The following is a 13,138-nucleotide window of genomic DNA, read 5'->3' as shown; positions in this document are numbered from 1 at the left end:
CATGTTCCGAGGATGGCCCGGCTCATCCCGGGCCGCCTTAACCTTCCCCTTTCAGCTGTGCTTTCAGCTGCTTGGGTACCTGCTTGATGATCAGCCGGTCGTGCTCCTCGTCATACTCCACGCTCGAGCCGAGCAGGTGAGAGTCGAAGCTGATCGAGACGCCGCCGGCGCGCCCGGCGAAGCGCTTGAACTGGTTGAGGGTCTTCCGATCCGGCGGGATCGCCGGCGAGAGGCCATAGTCGGCGTTGCGAATATGGTCATAGAAGGCCTTGGGTTGCTGCTCGTCGAGGACCTCCGAGAGCTCCTCCAGGGTGATGGGTTCGCCGCGGCTGGCCTGGTCGCTGGCGTATTCGATCAGCGCTTCGGTTTTCTCGCGGCTCGCCTCTTCGGGCAGGTCTTCGCGCTCCACGTAGTCGCTGAAGGCCTTGAGCAGGGTGCGGGTCTCGCCGGAGGCGTCCACCCCTTCCGCGGCGCCCAGCAGGTCGGCGAAGCCCTCGGCCAGCGCCTTGCCGCCCCGGTCGCGGGTCCAGGAGAGATACTGGCGGGAGTCGCCGGCTTGCCACTGAGCCAGGTCGAGGCGCGCCGCCAGGCTCATCTGGGCCAGGTTGAGCTGGCGCGCCGGGGTCACGCGGAGCGTGTCGTCCACGGCAAAGCCCTCCCGGTGATGGAGCAGGGCCAGGGTCAGGAAACGGGCGTCGCTGAAGCGCGTGTCCAGGCAGAGCAGGTCGCCGCCCAGAGGCAGGTGGGCTTCCACCAGGGGGGCCAGGCGTTCGGCGATGGCGCGGGTCAGGGCAACGAAGTCCCGCCGCTCGGCGAGATAGTCGGCCAGCTCCCCGGCCAGGGAGGAGGGGGCCGCACCCTCGGCATCGTCGGCATCGCGAAAGTGCCCCCACGCCTTGCTCTTGGCGTGGTAGGCCTTGTTGAGCCCTTCCAGCAGCGCATCCAGGGCGTCGCTCGGCGGCAGCGGCTGCTCGGCCGCCAGCAGTCTGGCCGCGGCGCCATCGGGTTTCTCGATGCGGTGGACGATGGCGTTGAGAATCGGCATGGGGGCTCCTGCAGCGTCGGACAGCGGGGGCCGGATGATACCACCGGCATGCGCTTCCCGCTGTGCGGAAGGATGTCGCTACCGGTGGCCGACTGCTTTCTGCTCCAGGGCTGCCGTCATGGCGCCGGTCAGGATGACGGCAATCAGCTCGGCCTGGCGGTGGGTGCTGGTCTTCTGGAAGAGGTTGCGCAGATGAAAAGCCACCGTAGTGGAGGTGATGCCCATGCGCGTGGCGATCTGCTCGGTGCGCAGCCCGTCGGCGAGCGCCAGGGCAATTCTGGCTTCGGTGGGCGTGAGCCCGAAAAGATGAGCGATCACCTCCTGGGGCATATGCGTGCGCTGCTCGGGATCCGCGAGTACCACCACGGCGGTCGGCTGTGGCATCGGGAGGTCGTCGGACTCGGCGCCCAGCGAGCAGGCGATGAGCAGCAGGTCGCGCCGCTCGCCCTGGCGCGGCAGGCGCAGGCAGTGCACCTCCTGCTCCGAATCGGCGGCCAGCGCCAGGCGAATGGTGTGACGCAGCTGCTGCGCCCGGGCGGGGTGAGTGGAGACGAGGGTATCGCTCAGCTGCAGGCCGTTATCGGCGCAGGCCAGCGCCCGGGCGGCGCGGTTGGCGAACAGTACCCGGCCGCGAACATCCAGCAGCAGCATGCCCGGAGCGACCAGGTCCAGCGCGCGAGTCGCGCTGTCGAAGGCTCGGGAGGATGTTTGCTGGCGCAGCCTGGCCATGGCGCAGCGCAGCTCGTTGACCTCCCGAGCGGCCTTGTCGCGCATGCGGCGCACCTGGCGCAGGCGCGCCTCCACGGTGGCCAGCAGCAGGTCGAAGTCGACGGGCTTGACCAGGTAGTCGTCGGCGCCCAGCCGCTTGCCTTCCACGACCTCACGGGCGTCGCTCAGGGCGGTAAGAAAGACGAAGGGGGTGTCGGCGAGGTCGGGGCGCTGGCGGCGTATCTCGGCCAGCACCTCGTAGCCGTTGGGCCCCGGCATATTGATGTCGCAGAGGATCAGGTCGGGGGTGGCGGCATGAATCTGGCGCAGGGTCTCGTCGCCGTTGGTCGCCTCCAGCACGCCGTAGCCGGCCTCCCTGAGCTCGTCACAGATATCGGTGCGCAGGGAGTCCTGGTCCTCGGCGCAGAGGATCACACCGAGCTGGGTGTCGTGATCAGCTGGGTTCCACATCCTGATTCCTCCCGGTCGCGGCGGGCAGCCAGAGGGTGAAGGTGGTGCCTTCGCCTTCCACGGAAGACACCGTGACGTCGCCGCCCTGGAGCCGGGCCAGGTGGCGTGCGATGTTCAGGCCCAGGCCGAGGCCCGAGATCCCCCGGGCGTTGCTCGAGCGAAAGAAGCGTTCGAAAAGGCGCGGCAGCTCCTCGTCGGGGATGCCGATGCCGTGGTCCTCGATGCGGCAATAGACCCTGGCACCCTCGGCGCCCAGCTGCACCCTGACCGGTTCAGCCGCGGGGGAATACTTGAGCGCATTGGAGAGCAGGTTGGCCAGGATCTGCTCCACCAGGCTGCGATCGCACCAGGCCTCCAGCGGCGCCTGCGGTTCCGACACCTGGAGACGCGCTTCGCCGTGGGCTTCCCGCTGGAGGCGGCACGCCTGCGCCACCAGGTCGGTGAGGCTGCAGGCGGCGGGGCGCGACTCCACCTGGTCGCCGTCGAGGCGTGCCGCGGTCAGGGAGCTCTCCACCAGGCGCGTCATCTGTGCCACCGCTTCGCGGAGCCGGTGATAGCGCTCCAGGCGCTGTGCCGGCGGCATGTCGTCGTGACGGCGAATCAGCCGCTGCAGCCCCGAATCGATCACCGCCAGGGGCGTGCGAAACTGGTGGGAGACCATGCCGGCGAAGCTGCGGTAGAACTCGCTGACCCCCTTTTCGCGCTTCAGCGAGCGGGCCAGCGCCTCGGCGGTCTGCCGGTAGCGACCGATATGACGCTCGACCTCCTCTTCCAGGTGGTCGCGGTGGGCCATCAGATCCCGCTGAGCCGTGCGCCGCTGGCGCAGGGCGTGGATCAGCAGGCTGGTCAGCAGCAGGCCACAGATCAGGATGCCTACCGCCGCGGCAATTACCTGCAGGAGGCTGGCGTGATAGCGGTCGAGGCGGGCGCCGGTGGCCTCCCACTCCTCCTTCATCACACCGGTGGCGATACGGTTGAGTCCCGTCATCAGCGGGTCGAGCTCGCGCTGAATGGCCCGGGCGCGCTCGGCAACACCTTCTGCCGGCGGCTGCATCAGGGCGTCGATGGCCTCGAGGCGTGCCAGGACATCGTCCAGGGGCGCCTCGAGGTCGACCCGGCGCAGGTAGCGGCGCTGGGGCCCCTCATCCATCAGCATCAGGCGGCTGAACAGGACGTCGAGCCGCAGCGAGGGCGAGTCGTGGGGGTGGCCGAGCGCCTGGCGGCTGACGGCCTGCTCGAAGCGATGGCTGGCCACCTGGGCCTGGGTCGTCACCCACAGCATGTTCTCGTCGACGTTGTCGCGCATGTCCTCTTCGATCAGGAAGAGACGAAACAGGGCGAAGCTCAGGAAGGCGACGAAGGCCAGGATCGCCACTCCCGGGAGCACATAGGCGGGACGGCCCGAGGACATCACTGAATCTCGAGACGATACAGCTGCCAGACCCAGCGATAGTCATAGCGGATGTCCTGCAGCTCACGGTGGTCGTCCCGGGGGTAGACGATCCACAGCGGGCCCTTGTCCCGAGGCGTCAGCGCCTCGCCGTCCATGGTGTCGGCCACCAGCACGTCGTAGTCGTGAAAGTCCGCTATGGGAATCTCGATCAGATAGTCGTTGAGGGCGATCGCGGCGGCGGTCTCTCCCTCGGCGCCGAGCTTCTCCAGCAGATCGCGCATCAGAAAGCCCTCGAAGCGGTTGACGCCGTCGGTCACCGAAGTGGAGGTCTCGAGCTCATGGCGGGGCAGCGCCGCCAGCATGGCGCGGTCGAGGTGGGCCGCGTTGGCCTTGTTGGTGTGGCTGATGTTACCGCTCACCTTGAGCAAAGGGGGGCCTTCAGGGGCCGCAAGAGGGGAGGCCGCTGCCTGGGCGATGGGCAGCAGCAGGAGAGCGAGCCATAGCAGTTGGCGTCTCGGCATCTAAGCCTCCTCATCGTCGTATTGGCCAGTCTCACCATAGTCCATGCTGCGTACTCTTCACCTTTCATCTTGGTCTGGCAGGCTTTTTCTGTCCCCCTGCAAACGAACGGGGTCGGGCTCACGAGAGTGAACTAGCCTTGAAGGCGATATGCCCGCCGATGAGTCGTTGATATAGAGGCCCTGCCATGCGTAAAAAGCGTTTGACCCTGGCATCCACCGCGCTATTGACGACATCGTTTCTCGTTGTCGCCCAGGCAGATATCGACGGCGCCTATGATCACGCGGAGATTCCCCGCGTTGCCGGCTCCAGCATCGTCCACTTCGACCGAAGCGAATATGATCGGGTCAGCATCCCCACCGGCCCTTACGACGGTGACGGGATCGAGAGCATGGAGAGCCTGGAAGGCGAAGTGCTGTCGCTGAGCTATACCTTTGATAATCCCAATATCACCCCGCTCCAGGTCAAGCGCAACTATCGGCAAGCGCTGGAGGAGCGGGGCTTTGAGGTGCTCTATGCGGCTTCCAACGATGAGCTCTCCGGGGGGACGGGAAGGCTCTTTTTCAACAATGCCGGCCTCTTTGAACGTGGTGCGCGCAGCTGCTGTCACTTTGCGTCCGGGAATCGCGACATCCGCTATCTCGCGGTGCGTTCGGCCGACGGCACGGTGCTCGCGGGTATCGCCGCCTTCAACGCCCGCCGGGTGGACGGCGCGGCCGTCTCCATGACGGTGGTCACAGCCGAAGAGATGGAGACCGCCATGGACCATCGGCCCCTCACCGCAGACGAGATGGCGTCCGGCCTGATGGAAGATGGCCGAGTGGCGGTGCAGGACATTCTGTTCGAGCATGACAGCGCCGAGATCCTGCCCGACTCTGCCGATGCGCTTGCCACCATTTCAGACTTGATGCAGGAGCGCGCCGACCTGCATCTGCTGGTGGTCGGCCACACCGACAATACCGGCAGCTACGACTACAACGTCCAGCTGTCGATGGCGCGTGCCACCTCGGTAATGGACCACCTGACGAATCAGCACGGCATTTCAGGCGACAGGCTGCAGGCGGCAGGGGCCGGCATGATGGCCCCAATCACCACCAACCTGACCGAAGAGGGTCGCAGTCGTAATCGCCGGGTGGAACTGGTGCAGATGGCGCAGTGAGCGCCACGGGAGCTGAAGAAAATGGTGTTTCGAGAGCGACTTGACGCTTGGGCTCGGCAGGGAGCGGGGCGACACGCCATCGCCCTGGGCTTGGTGGCAGGTATCCTGCCGGCCCTGGCCCAGGGCGCCACGGCGGCGGGCTGGCAGGCCGCCGACATCCAGCATGAGCTGGAGCTTGAGGAGAGCGCGACACAGCTGGCGCTCTCTCCCGACGGTACGCGACTGGCCAGCGCCGAGGAGTCGACCCTGAAGGTGTGGGAGGTGGCCTCCGGCAGGCTGATACGGCAGCTGGACGGCCACCGCTCCCCGGAGGTGGAGTGGACGCTTCCCGTCACCGGCCTGGCCTTCAGCCCCGATGGCAGCGTTCTGGCAAGCACCAGCTGGAATCCCGGCGTGGTGCCGAAGGCGTCGCTCAAGCTCTGGGACCCGGCAACGGGAAAGCTGCTGCACTCCCTGGCGGGCAGCCTGGGATGCCGGGAGGTCGCTTTCACGGCCGATGGCGAGAGCGTCTGGGCGGCCTGCGGCCGGGATGCCCAGCGCTACTCCCTGGCGACCGGCGAGGCGGTCGAACGTGCCGAGCAGATCCCCGAGGGGCTCCTGACCGCGAGCGCCGCCGAAGCGGCGGCCGACGAGCTGCCCATGCCGCGGCAGGGGCCTGCCCATGCGCTCGCCCTGAGTGAGGCGGGCGAACATCTTGCCTGGGCGGGCCGGCCGGCCACCTATCCCGCCCCCATTGTGCGCGTCTGGCGGCGGGAGACCGACGAGCAGGATGCCTCGGCTGAACCGGCCGGCGAGACCGCGACGGAATACCTGGAGCTTGATCTTCCCGGCGAGACCGTCGCGCGAGATCCCGTGACCCTGGCGCGTGAGCACTACAGCCGGGAGCTGCCCAACCCCGTGACCGTGGAGCAGATCGAGCAGCGGATGCTGGAGTCGGGGGAGGTGCGCGTCATGTTGACCCTGAGCAACCTGAAGGACGATGCCCTGCGGGCCTGGCGCTACCGGCTCACCTTCGAGCCGCGGGAGGAAAGCCTCTGGGAGCTGGTGCGGGTGGAGCGCAAGCACCAGTGCTGGCGTGGCCCCACCGAGCCGGAGGAGTGGACCACTCAGCTTTGCATCTAGTGGTTTCGCGTGGTCGTGGCCCCGTTTGGATGAAGGGGGCCGCCGGACCGATCTGCGTCTAGCCTGTGCCTATCGGATTACCTGGTCATGCCATAGGGGGACCCATGTGGGACTTTCGTATCGGTCAGTCGGTGGGGCTGATGGTCAAGACAATGCCCTTTCTGCTCTTCCGGCTGGCGGTCTACTTCGGCGTCGCGCTGGCCTATGTGCTAATGACCGGCGTAGGCGCCGGCGTCGGCTGGGGCATCGGCGGCTTCGGCGATGAAGGCTTCCGGGCGGCTACCACCTTCTGGGGCGGTGCCATCGGCTTCGGCATCGTCGGCGTGATCATGTACGTGCTGCGCGAGTATCTGCTCTATATGGTCAAGGCGGGACACATCGCCGTGCTGGTGGAGCTGCTCGAGGGGCAGTCGCTGCCCCACGGGCGCAGCCAGATCCAGCACGCCACCGCCTCGGTCAAGGAGCGCTTCGGTCAGGCCAGCGCCCTGTTCGCTGTGGACCAGCTGATCAAGGGCGTGCTGAAGGCCCTGACCGGACTGGTGCGCAGCGTCTTTCGCCTGCTGCCGTTTCCCGGGGCGCAGCAGTTCCTGCGCGTAGTGCAGATGTTCCTGCGTATTGCCGTGGGCTTTATCGACGAGGTGATTCTCGCCTACAGCTTCCGCACCCGGGCCGACAACCCCTGGGGCGCCTCCCGCGACGGCCTGGTGCTCTACGGCCAGAACCTCAAGCCGATGTTCAAGAACGCCGCCTGGCTGGCGCTGATCGTCTACGGGCTCTCCTTCGTGATCTTTCTGGTGATGCTGGCGCCGGCGGCCCTGGTGGCCTACCTGATCCCCGGTGGCTGGTCGGCTACCGGCGTGGTGGTGGCGCTGCTGTTCGCCTGGAGCGTCAAGGTGGCGGTGCTCGAGCCCTTCGCCATCACCTGCATGATGCAGGCCTACTTCAAGACCATCGAAGGCCAGACCCCTGACCCCGAATGGGAGGCGAAGCTGGACGGCATGTCGAAGAAGTTCCGCACCCTCAAGGAGAAAGCCACCGGCAGCCAGGAAGAGGCTCCGACTCCTGCGGCCGAGTCGCGGAGCTGAGCCGTGCAGATCGCGAGAGCAGAACAGGACGTCAGAGGGGGAGGCAGCGCCACCGAGGGTCGGGGCGCTGCTATGCTGCAGGAGCCGGAGCCAAGAAGGTTCCATCACGAGGAGGGCGCGGTCATGAAGCGCGGCATTGGAGTATGCACGGTGGGAGCACTATTTCTTTCCATGGGGGCCTTGAGCGCTCAGGCGGATGATGTCACCGAGCAGATCGAGCTGGGCCTGGAGCTCTATCAGGAGCAGGAGTACGGCGCGGCGATCACCGAGCTGGAGTTCGCCATCAACGATATTCGCAAGCTGATGTCCGGGCGCATCGCCGACACCTTCCCCGAGCCCCCCGAAGGCTGGAGCGCCGGCGAGGTGGCCTCAAGTGGCGGAGGCGGCGGTGCGGCGGCGATGTTCGGCGCCGGCGGTACCACCCTGGAGCGTGAGTATCGTCAGGAGGAGGGGAGCGGCCGGCTCAAGGCCCAGCTGATGATCGACAACCCCATGATTCAGGCCATGTCGGCCCTGTTCAACAACCCTGCCATGGTGGCCGCCCAGCCCAACATGGAGCGCATTCGCATCGGGCGGGAGTCGGCGCTGGTCAAGTGGGAGCCGGAGCGCGGCAACGCCGAGGTCTCCTTCCTGATGGACGGTCGCATCCTGATGCAGGTCAATGGCCAGGGGCTGGAAACGTCGGATCCGGCCGTGGCGCTGCTCAGGGCCTGGGACCTCGACGCCGTGCGCGCCCAGGCGGCGCGCTGACGGCGAAGTGCCGAGGGTTCACGGCTTGAGCCGGTACCCGGTGCGGAAGATGCGTTCTACCACTGCCAGCGCCGCGGCCAGGAAGAGGGTGATCACGACGAGGCTCACCACCGGGCTGACGTCGCCGATGCCGTAGAAGCTCCAGCGGAAACCGCTGACCAGGTAGACCACCGGATTGGCCAGAGTCACCGCCTGCCAGAAGGGGGGCAGCATGTCGATGGAGTAGAAGGTGCCGCCGAGGAAGGTGAGGGGAGTGATCACCAGCAGCGGCACCAGCTGCAGCTTCTCGAAGCCGTCGGCCCAGATGCCGATGATGAAACCCAGCAGGCTGAAGGTGAGGGCGGTAAGCACCAGGAAGAGCACCATCATCAGCGGGTGCTCGATGCTGTAGGGCACGAAGAGCCGGGCGGTGGCCAGCACGATCAGCCCGAGAATGATGGACTTGGTGGCCGCCGCCCCCACATAGCCCATGACGATCTCCCGGTAGGACATCGGCGCCGAGAGCACCTCGTAGATAGTGCCCGAGAAGCGCGGGAAGAAGATACCGAAGGAGGCGTTGGAGACGCTCTGGGTGAGCAGCAGCAGCATGATCAGCCCCGGTACGATAAAGGCACCGTAGCTCACGCCGTTCACCTCGCTGATGCGGGTGCCAATGGCCGCGCCAAACACCACGAAGTAGAGCGAGGTGGAGATCACCGGCGAGACGACGCTCTGCAGCACGGTGCGCAGGCTGCGAGCCATCTCGGCCTGGTAGAGGGTCTTGACGGCGTTCAGGTTCATTGCGCCTTCTCCTTGACCAGGCTGACGAAGATCTCCTCCAGGGAGCTCTGGCGGGTGTTCAGGTCCTTGAAGCCGATCCCCTCGGCCTCGAGATCGGCCAGCAGCTCGGCGATGCCGCTCGACTCTTCGTCCTCCTCGCTGGCGTCATAGCTGTAGACCAGAGCATGGCCCTCCTCGGCCAGGGCCAGGGCATGGCGGCCGAGGGCGGCAGGAATCGCCTCGAGCGGCTCGCGCAGATGCAGCGTCAGCTCCTTGCTGCCGAGCTGGCGCATCAGGGTGCGCTTCTCTTCCACCAGCACCAGCTCGCCGCCGCGGATGACGCCGATGCGGTCGGCCATCTCCTCGGCCTCCTCGATATAGTGGGTGGTGAGAATGATGGTCACCCCGCTGTCGCGCAGCTGGCGCACCACCTCCCACATGTCCCGACGCAGCTCCACGTCGACGCCGGCGGTGGGCTCGTCGAGAAACAGGATCTCCGGCTCGTGGGCCAGCGCCTTGGCGATCAGCACCCGGCGCTTCATGCCCCCGGAGAGAGTGATCATGCGGTTGTGGCGCTTCTCCCACAGCGACAGCGAGCGCAGCACCTTCTCCAGATGGTCGGGGTCCTTCGGCTTGCCGAACAGGCCGCGGCTGAAGGCGACCGTGTCCCAGACCCGGATGAAGGCGTCGTTGGTCAGCTCCTGGGGCACCAGGCCGATGCGCTCCCGGGCGGCGCGGAACTCCCGCACGTTGTCGTGGCCATCCACCAGCACCCGGCCCGAGGTGGCGTTGACCAGGCCGCAGATCACGCTGATCAGGGTGGTCTTGCCAGCCCCGTTGGGCCCCAGCAGGGCGAAGATCTCGCCACGCCGAATCTCCAGGGAGACCTCCTTCAGCGCCTGGAAGCCGCCGGCATAGGTCTTCGAGAGTCGCTCGACGCTGATCACCGGATCATGGTGCAAGTGGGCCTCCTGGTCGCGAAGCGGCGGGCCTGCCCCCGAGAGGTGGGCCGCCTGATACGGGGATGGTCTTGATACAGGGCTGGTCTTGATACAGGTATGGTACAAGAAAGCCGCGCATGACGGCCATGCGCGGCTTTCGGGTTCGGCCTCGAGACGGGATCAGCTGCGACTGGTGATCTCGAGCAGGTGGAAGCCGAACTGGGTCTTCACCGGCCCGTGCACCTTGTTGAGCTCGCCGGAGAAGACCACCTCGTCGAACTCGCGGACCATCTGGCCCGGGCCGAAGCTGCCCAGATCGCCACCCTGGCGGCCGGAGGGGCAGCTAGAGTGTTCGCGGGCCACCTCGGCGAAGTCGCGGCCGCCCTCGATCTCGGCCTTCAAGGCCTCACACTTTTCCTTGCTGCTTACCAGAATATGACGCGCGGTTGCCCTGGCCATGGATCTCTCCCGAGAGTGTTGCAGTGAAGGCCGGCGACTCTGCCGGCCCCTGAATGAGTGAGTGAAGAGTGAAGAAGCGAGCATAGCATGCTCGCTGGCCGGCCTCAGCCACCCAGGCCGATGCTGAGCCTGAGGGCCTGCAGGCCGTCGAGCTCCAGGCGCACCTCGTCGTCGAACAGCGGGTGACCCACCACCCGGATATCCAGGCTGGCCGAGGCGCCGCGGTAGCGTACCCGGGCGGTGATCCGCGCCTCCCGGCTGACCGGTGCCAGCCAGCCGTAGTCGACCCCCTCCAGCTCCACGGCGTCGAGGCCCCGGGCCTCCAGCTGTTCCTCGATGGCCCGTTCGGCGGCGTGGCCGTAGTACCAGTGGAGCCCGCCGTAGACGAGGGCGGCGAGCAGTGCGAGAGTTACGACGAAGCGGCCCATGGCCCCCTCCCTATAGCTGTTGATGGTGACGTCGAGGGGGTTATAACACAGGAGAAGAAAGGAATGAGTGAGACGGTGGCAAGCCGGGCGGGGATTCCGGTGGGCATCAGCGCCTGTCTGATGGGGGAGCAGGTGCGCTACAACGGCGGCCACAAGCGGTCGCGCTACTGCCTGGAGGTACTCGCTGAGCGCTTCGCCTTCGAGCCCTTCTGCCCCGAGCTTGAGGCCGGCCTCGGCGTGCCCAGGGAACCGATCCGCCTGGTGGGCGCCCCGGGGGAGGAGCCCAGGGTGGTGGGCACCGTGGACGCGACCCTCGACGTCACCGAGGGGCTCGAGGAGGTGAGCCGGGCCTTTATCGAGGCGCATCGCCACCTGCGCGGCTTCATCCTGATGAAGGGCTCGCCCAGCTGCGGCCTGGAGCGGGTCAAGGTCTACGGTGAGAACGGCATGCCCAGCCACTCGGATGCCGGCGCCTTCGTGCGGGCCCTGAAGCGCCACTTCCCGACCCTGCCCCTGGAGGAGGAGGCGCGCATGAACGATGCGGTGCTGCGCGAGAACTTCATCACCCGGGTCTATGCCCTCGACGACTGGAAGCGCCAGGTGGAAGCCCACCCCAGCTACCACGAGCTGCTGCAGTTCCACAGCCGCCAGAAGTACCTGCTGATGGCCCACCATGTGGAGGCCTACCGCGAGCTGGGGCGCTACCTGGCGGAGTCCAGCGGGCTGCCCCTGGAGGAGGCCATGGCCCACTACCTGCAGCGCTTCATGACGGCCCTGGCGCGGCCGGCCACCCGCAAGACCCACACCAACGCCCTGATGCACGTCTTCGGCTACCTCAAGGAGGCCCTGGACGCCGAGACCCGCCAGGACCTGCTCGCCGCCATCGAGGAGTACCGCCAGGGCCACGTGCATCTGGCGGTGCCGATCCGCCTGCTCAGCCACTACCTCAAGCGCCACGGCTCCGAGTATATTCGCCGCCAGACCTATCTGGACCCTCACCCCTACGAGCTGGGGCTGCGCAACGCTATCTGAGTCGACGCCGTGATGCATGACACACGTTTCCAGCGGCTCACCGAGCGGCTGGCCGAGGGCGCGCCGCTGTGGCGCTGCCTGCCTTTCCAGGAGCCGGAGCCCGCCTGGCGTTCGCGCTGGCCCGGGCTCGCCGAGGCGCTGCTGGCCCTGGACGATGATACGCTCGCCCGCCTGCAGGCGGACCCCTTTGCCAGCGCTGCGTTGGCCGACTCCCCCCTGGCCGCCTGGCTGCCCGTGGCAGCGCTGGCCGAGCTGGTGGCGCTGCCGGACCTGTCGCGTCACGTCACCCTGCCGGAGGCCTGGGCCGAAGGCATCGCCGAGCGCAAGCGGCGCCAGCTCGAGGCCTTCGTGCCTCAGGTGCCGGCGAGCCCTGACGAGGCGCCGGTGGACCTGGTGGAGTGGTGTGCCGGCAAGGGGCACCTGGCCCGGGCCCTGGCCCAGCGCCACGGCGTCGAGGTCACGGCACTGGAGTGGGACCCGGCGCTCTGCGCGGCGGGTAGCGTCCTGGCCCAGGGGCAAAGCGCCGCGGTGCGCTTTCGGGTCCAGGACGTGATGGCCGAAGAGGCCGGGCGCTGGCTCCACGCCGGCAGCCGGGCCGTGGCGCTGCACGCCTGCGGCGATCTGCACCGGCGCCTGCTGACGCTGGCCGCGGAGGCGGGCAGCGAGGTGGTGCTGGCGCCCTGCTGCTATCAGCGCACCGCCGACGAGCGCTATCGTCCGCTCTCGGCCCGGGGGCGCGCCCTCGCCGCGGCTGCCGGTCTTACGCTCGACCGCGACGCCCTGACCCTGGCCGTGCAGGAGACGGTGACCGCCCCTCGGGGCGTGCAGCGCCACCGGGAGCGCGCCTCGGCCTGGCGGCTCGGCTTCGACCGGCTGCAGCGCCGGGTGCGCGGCGTCGATGCCTACCTGCCGGTGCCGAGCCTCGCCTACGGCAGGATGCCGTCGCGCTTTTCCGAGTTCTGCCGCTGGGCGGCGGCGCAGAAGGGCCTCGCGCTGCCCGAGGAGGTCGACTGGGCCGCCCTCGAGGCCGAGGGGTGGCGGCGCCATAGGGAGGTGGCGCGCCTGGAGCTGGTCCGCCACCTCTACCGCCGGCCCCTGGAGGTGTGGCTGGCCCTGGACCGCCTGGCCTTTCTCGAGGAGGCCGGCTACGCGGTGGAGCTCGGCACCTTCTGCGCGCGCTCGCTGACGCCGCGCAACCTGCTGCTGCGGGCTCGCAAGCGTTGAAAAAACTTGTGGCGCTCCGGGTGCTCTGAGTGCCTGCAGGCGA

General features: G+C 67.7%; 14 protein-coding genes. 6 read left to right on the top strand and 8 right to left on the bottom strand.

Annotation, left to right across the window (positions count from 1 at the left end):
• Window positions 1-37: 37 nt before the first annotated feature.
• The 4 genes from yejK to NHL60_RS11545 all read right to left on the bottom strand — a co-directional run bounded on the left by yejK (window position 38) and on the right by NHL60_RS11545 (window position 4,138).
• Window positions 38-1,045 carry a nucleoid-associated protein YejK gene (gene yejK, locus NHL60_RS11560; protein ID WP_253443422.1) on the bottom strand — a complete coding sequence of 336 codons (1,008 nt, stop codon included), beginning with the start codon at window positions 1,043-1,045 and terminating at the stop codon, window positions 38-40.
• Window positions 1,046-1,123: 78 nt separating this feature from the next.
• The gene (locus tag NHL60_RS11555; protein WP_253443420.1) at window positions 1,124-2,224 is read right to left on the bottom strand and encodes a response regulator; all 1,101 of its coding nucleotides are present in this window, start codon (window positions 2,222-2,224) and stop codon (window positions 1,124-1,126) included.
• Window positions 2,208-3,635 (bottom strand): sensor histidine kinase KdpD, encoded by a 1,428-nt coding sequence (locus tag NHL60_RS11550; protein WP_253443418.1) that lies wholly within the window; start codon window positions 3,633-3,635, stop codon window positions 2,208-2,210. Before NHL60_RS11550 ends, NHL60_RS11555 begins: the two co-directional genes overlap by 17 nt.
• Complete coding sequence (locus tag NHL60_RS11545; protein ID WP_253443416.1) at window positions 3,635-4,138, bottom strand: molybdopterin-dependent oxidoreductase; 504 nt, start codon at window positions 4,136-4,138, stop codon at window positions 3,635-3,637. The genes NHL60_RS11550 and NHL60_RS11545 overlap by 1 nt, the downstream gene beginning before the upstream one ends.
• 185 nt (window positions 4,139-4,323) lie before the next feature.
• Between NHL60_RS11545 and NHL60_RS11540 the strand changes: the two genes are divergently transcribed.
• The 4 genes from NHL60_RS11540 to NHL60_RS11525 all read left to right on the top strand — a co-directional run bounded on the left by NHL60_RS11540 (window position 4,324) and on the right by NHL60_RS11525 (window position 8,252).
• On the top strand, window positions 4,324-5,295 hold the full coding sequence (locus NHL60_RS11540; RefSeq protein WP_253443414.1) for an OmpA family protein: 972 nt from the start codon (window positions 4,324-4,326) through the stop codon (window positions 5,293-5,295).
• Between the two features lie 21 nt (window positions 5,296-5,316).
• Window positions 5,317-6,417: a WD40 repeat domain-containing protein gene (locus tag NHL60_RS11535; RefSeq protein WP_253443412.1), complete on the top strand. Its 1,101-nt coding sequence runs from the start codon at window positions 5,317-5,319 to the stop codon at window positions 6,415-6,417.
• A 104-nt stretch (window positions 6,418-6,521) separates the two neighbouring features.
• The gene (locus NHL60_RS11530) at window positions 6,522-7,502 is read left to right on the top strand and encodes a hypothetical protein (RefSeq protein WP_253443402.1); all 981 of its coding nucleotides are present in this window, start codon (window positions 6,522-6,524) and stop codon (window positions 7,500-7,502) included.
• Between the two features lie 123 nt (window positions 7,503-7,625).
• Entirely contained in the window at window positions 7,626-8,252 is a 627-nt protein-coding gene (locus NHL60_RS11525; RefSeq protein ID WP_253443400.1) for a hypothetical protein, read from the top strand.
• Window positions 8,253-8,270: 18 nt separating this feature from the next.
• On the opposite strand, the gene NHL60_RS11520 is transcribed toward NHL60_RS11525, so the two are convergent.
• The 4 genes from NHL60_RS11520 to NHL60_RS11505 all read right to left on the bottom strand — a co-directional run bounded on the left by NHL60_RS11520 (window position 8,271) and on the right by NHL60_RS11505 (window position 10,839).
• Window positions 8,271-9,032, bottom strand: coding sequence for an ABC transporter permease (locus NHL60_RS11520; RefSeq protein WP_253443398.1), 762 nt, complete (start codon window positions 9,030-9,032; stop codon window positions 8,271-8,273).
• On the bottom strand, window positions 9,029-9,973 hold the full coding sequence (locus NHL60_RS11515) for an ABC transporter ATP-binding protein (RefSeq protein ID WP_253443397.1): 945 nt from the start codon (window positions 9,971-9,973) through the stop codon (window positions 9,029-9,031). The genes NHL60_RS11520 and NHL60_RS11515 overlap by 4 nt, the downstream gene beginning before the upstream one ends.
• Before the next feature lie 159 nt (window positions 9,974-10,132).
• Window positions 10,133-10,411 (bottom strand): peptidylprolyl isomerase, encoded by a 279-nt coding sequence (locus NHL60_RS11510; protein WP_253443395.1) that lies wholly within the window; start codon window positions 10,409-10,411, stop codon window positions 10,133-10,135.
• Between the two features lie 104 nt (window positions 10,412-10,515).
• Window positions 10,516-10,839: a hypothetical protein gene (locus NHL60_RS11505; RefSeq protein ID WP_253443393.1), complete on the bottom strand. Its 324-nt coding sequence runs from the start codon at window positions 10,837-10,839 to the stop codon at window positions 10,516-10,518.
• Between the two features lie 63 nt (window positions 10,840-10,902).
• Between NHL60_RS11505 and NHL60_RS11500 the strand changes: the two genes are divergently transcribed.
• Both NHL60_RS11500 and NHL60_RS11495 read left to right on the top strand, forming a co-directional pair.
• Window positions 10,903-11,871, top strand: a complete 969-nt coding sequence (locus tag NHL60_RS11500; protein ID WP_253443390.1) for a DUF523 and DUF1722 domain-containing protein — start codon at window positions 10,903-10,905, stop codon at window positions 11,869-11,871.
• 12 nt (window positions 11,872-11,883) lie between these two features.
• Window positions 11,884-13,095, top strand: a complete 1,212-nt coding sequence (locus tag NHL60_RS11495; protein ID WP_253443388.1) for a methyltransferase — start codon at window positions 11,884-11,886, stop codon at window positions 13,093-13,095.
• The last annotated feature ends 43 nt before the right edge of the window (window positions 13,096-13,138 follow it).

Source organism: Halomonas sp. Y3, from assembly GCF_024137965.1.
Lineage (GTDB): Bacteria > Pseudomonadota > Gammaproteobacteria > Pseudomonadales > Halomonadaceae > Halomonas > Halomonas mongoliensis.
The sequence above is the reverse complement of the archived record's forward strand: the minus strand, read 5'-3'. Positions and strand labels throughout refer to the sequence as shown.

What these genes read in the sequence shown, in the direction of transcription:
- yejK (WP_253443422.1), bottom strand. Translation starts at nt 1,045, where the DNA reads ATGCCGATTCTCAACGCCATCGTCCACCGCATCGAGAAACCCGATGGC.
- NHL60_RS11555 (WP_253443420.1), bottom strand. Translation starts at nt 2,224, where the DNA reads ATGTGGAACCCAGCTGATCACGACACCCAGCTCGGTGTGATCCTCTGC.
- NHL60_RS11550 (WP_253443418.1), bottom strand. Translation starts at nt 3,635, where the DNA reads ATGTCCTCGGGCCGTCCCGCCTATGTGCTCCCGGGAGTGGCGATCCTG.
- NHL60_RS11545 (WP_253443416.1), bottom strand. Translation starts at nt 4,138, where the DNA reads ATGCCGAGACGCCAACTGCTATGGCTCGCTCTCCTGCTGCTGCCCATC.
- NHL60_RS11540 (WP_253443414.1), top strand. Translation starts at nt 4,324, where the DNA reads ATGCGTAAAAAGCGTTTGACCCTGGCATCCACCGCGCTATTGACGACA.
- NHL60_RS11535 (WP_253443412.1), top strand. Translation starts at nt 5,317, where the DNA reads ATGGTGTTTCGAGAGCGACTTGACGCTTGGGCTCGGCAGGGAGCGGGG.
- NHL60_RS11530 (WP_253443402.1), top strand. Translation starts at nt 6,522, where the DNA reads ATGTGGGACTTTCGTATCGGTCAGTCGGTGGGGCTGATGGTCAAGACA.
- NHL60_RS11525 (WP_253443400.1), top strand. Translation starts at nt 7,626, where the DNA reads ATGAAGCGCGGCATTGGAGTATGCACGGTGGGAGCACTATTTCTTTCC.
- NHL60_RS11520 (WP_253443398.1), bottom strand. Translation starts at nt 9,032, where the DNA reads ATGAACCTGAACGCCGTCAAGACCCTCTACCAGGCCGAGATGGCTCGC.
- NHL60_RS11510 (WP_253443395.1), bottom strand. Translation starts at nt 10,411, where the DNA reads ATGGCCAGGGCAACCGCGCGTCATATTCTGGTAAGCAGCAAGGAAAAG.
- NHL60_RS11505 (WP_253443393.1), bottom strand. Translation starts at nt 10,839, where the DNA reads ATGGGCCGCTTCGTCGTAACTCTCGCACTGCTCGCCGCCCTCGTCTAC.
- NHL60_RS11500 (WP_253443390.1), top strand. Translation starts at nt 10,903, where the DNA reads ATGAGTGAGACGGTGGCAAGCCGGGCGGGGATTCCGGTGGGCATCAGC.
- NHL60_RS11495 (WP_253443388.1), top strand. Translation starts at nt 11,884, where the DNA reads ATGCATGACACACGTTTCCAGCGGCTCACCGAGCGGCTGGCCGAGGGC.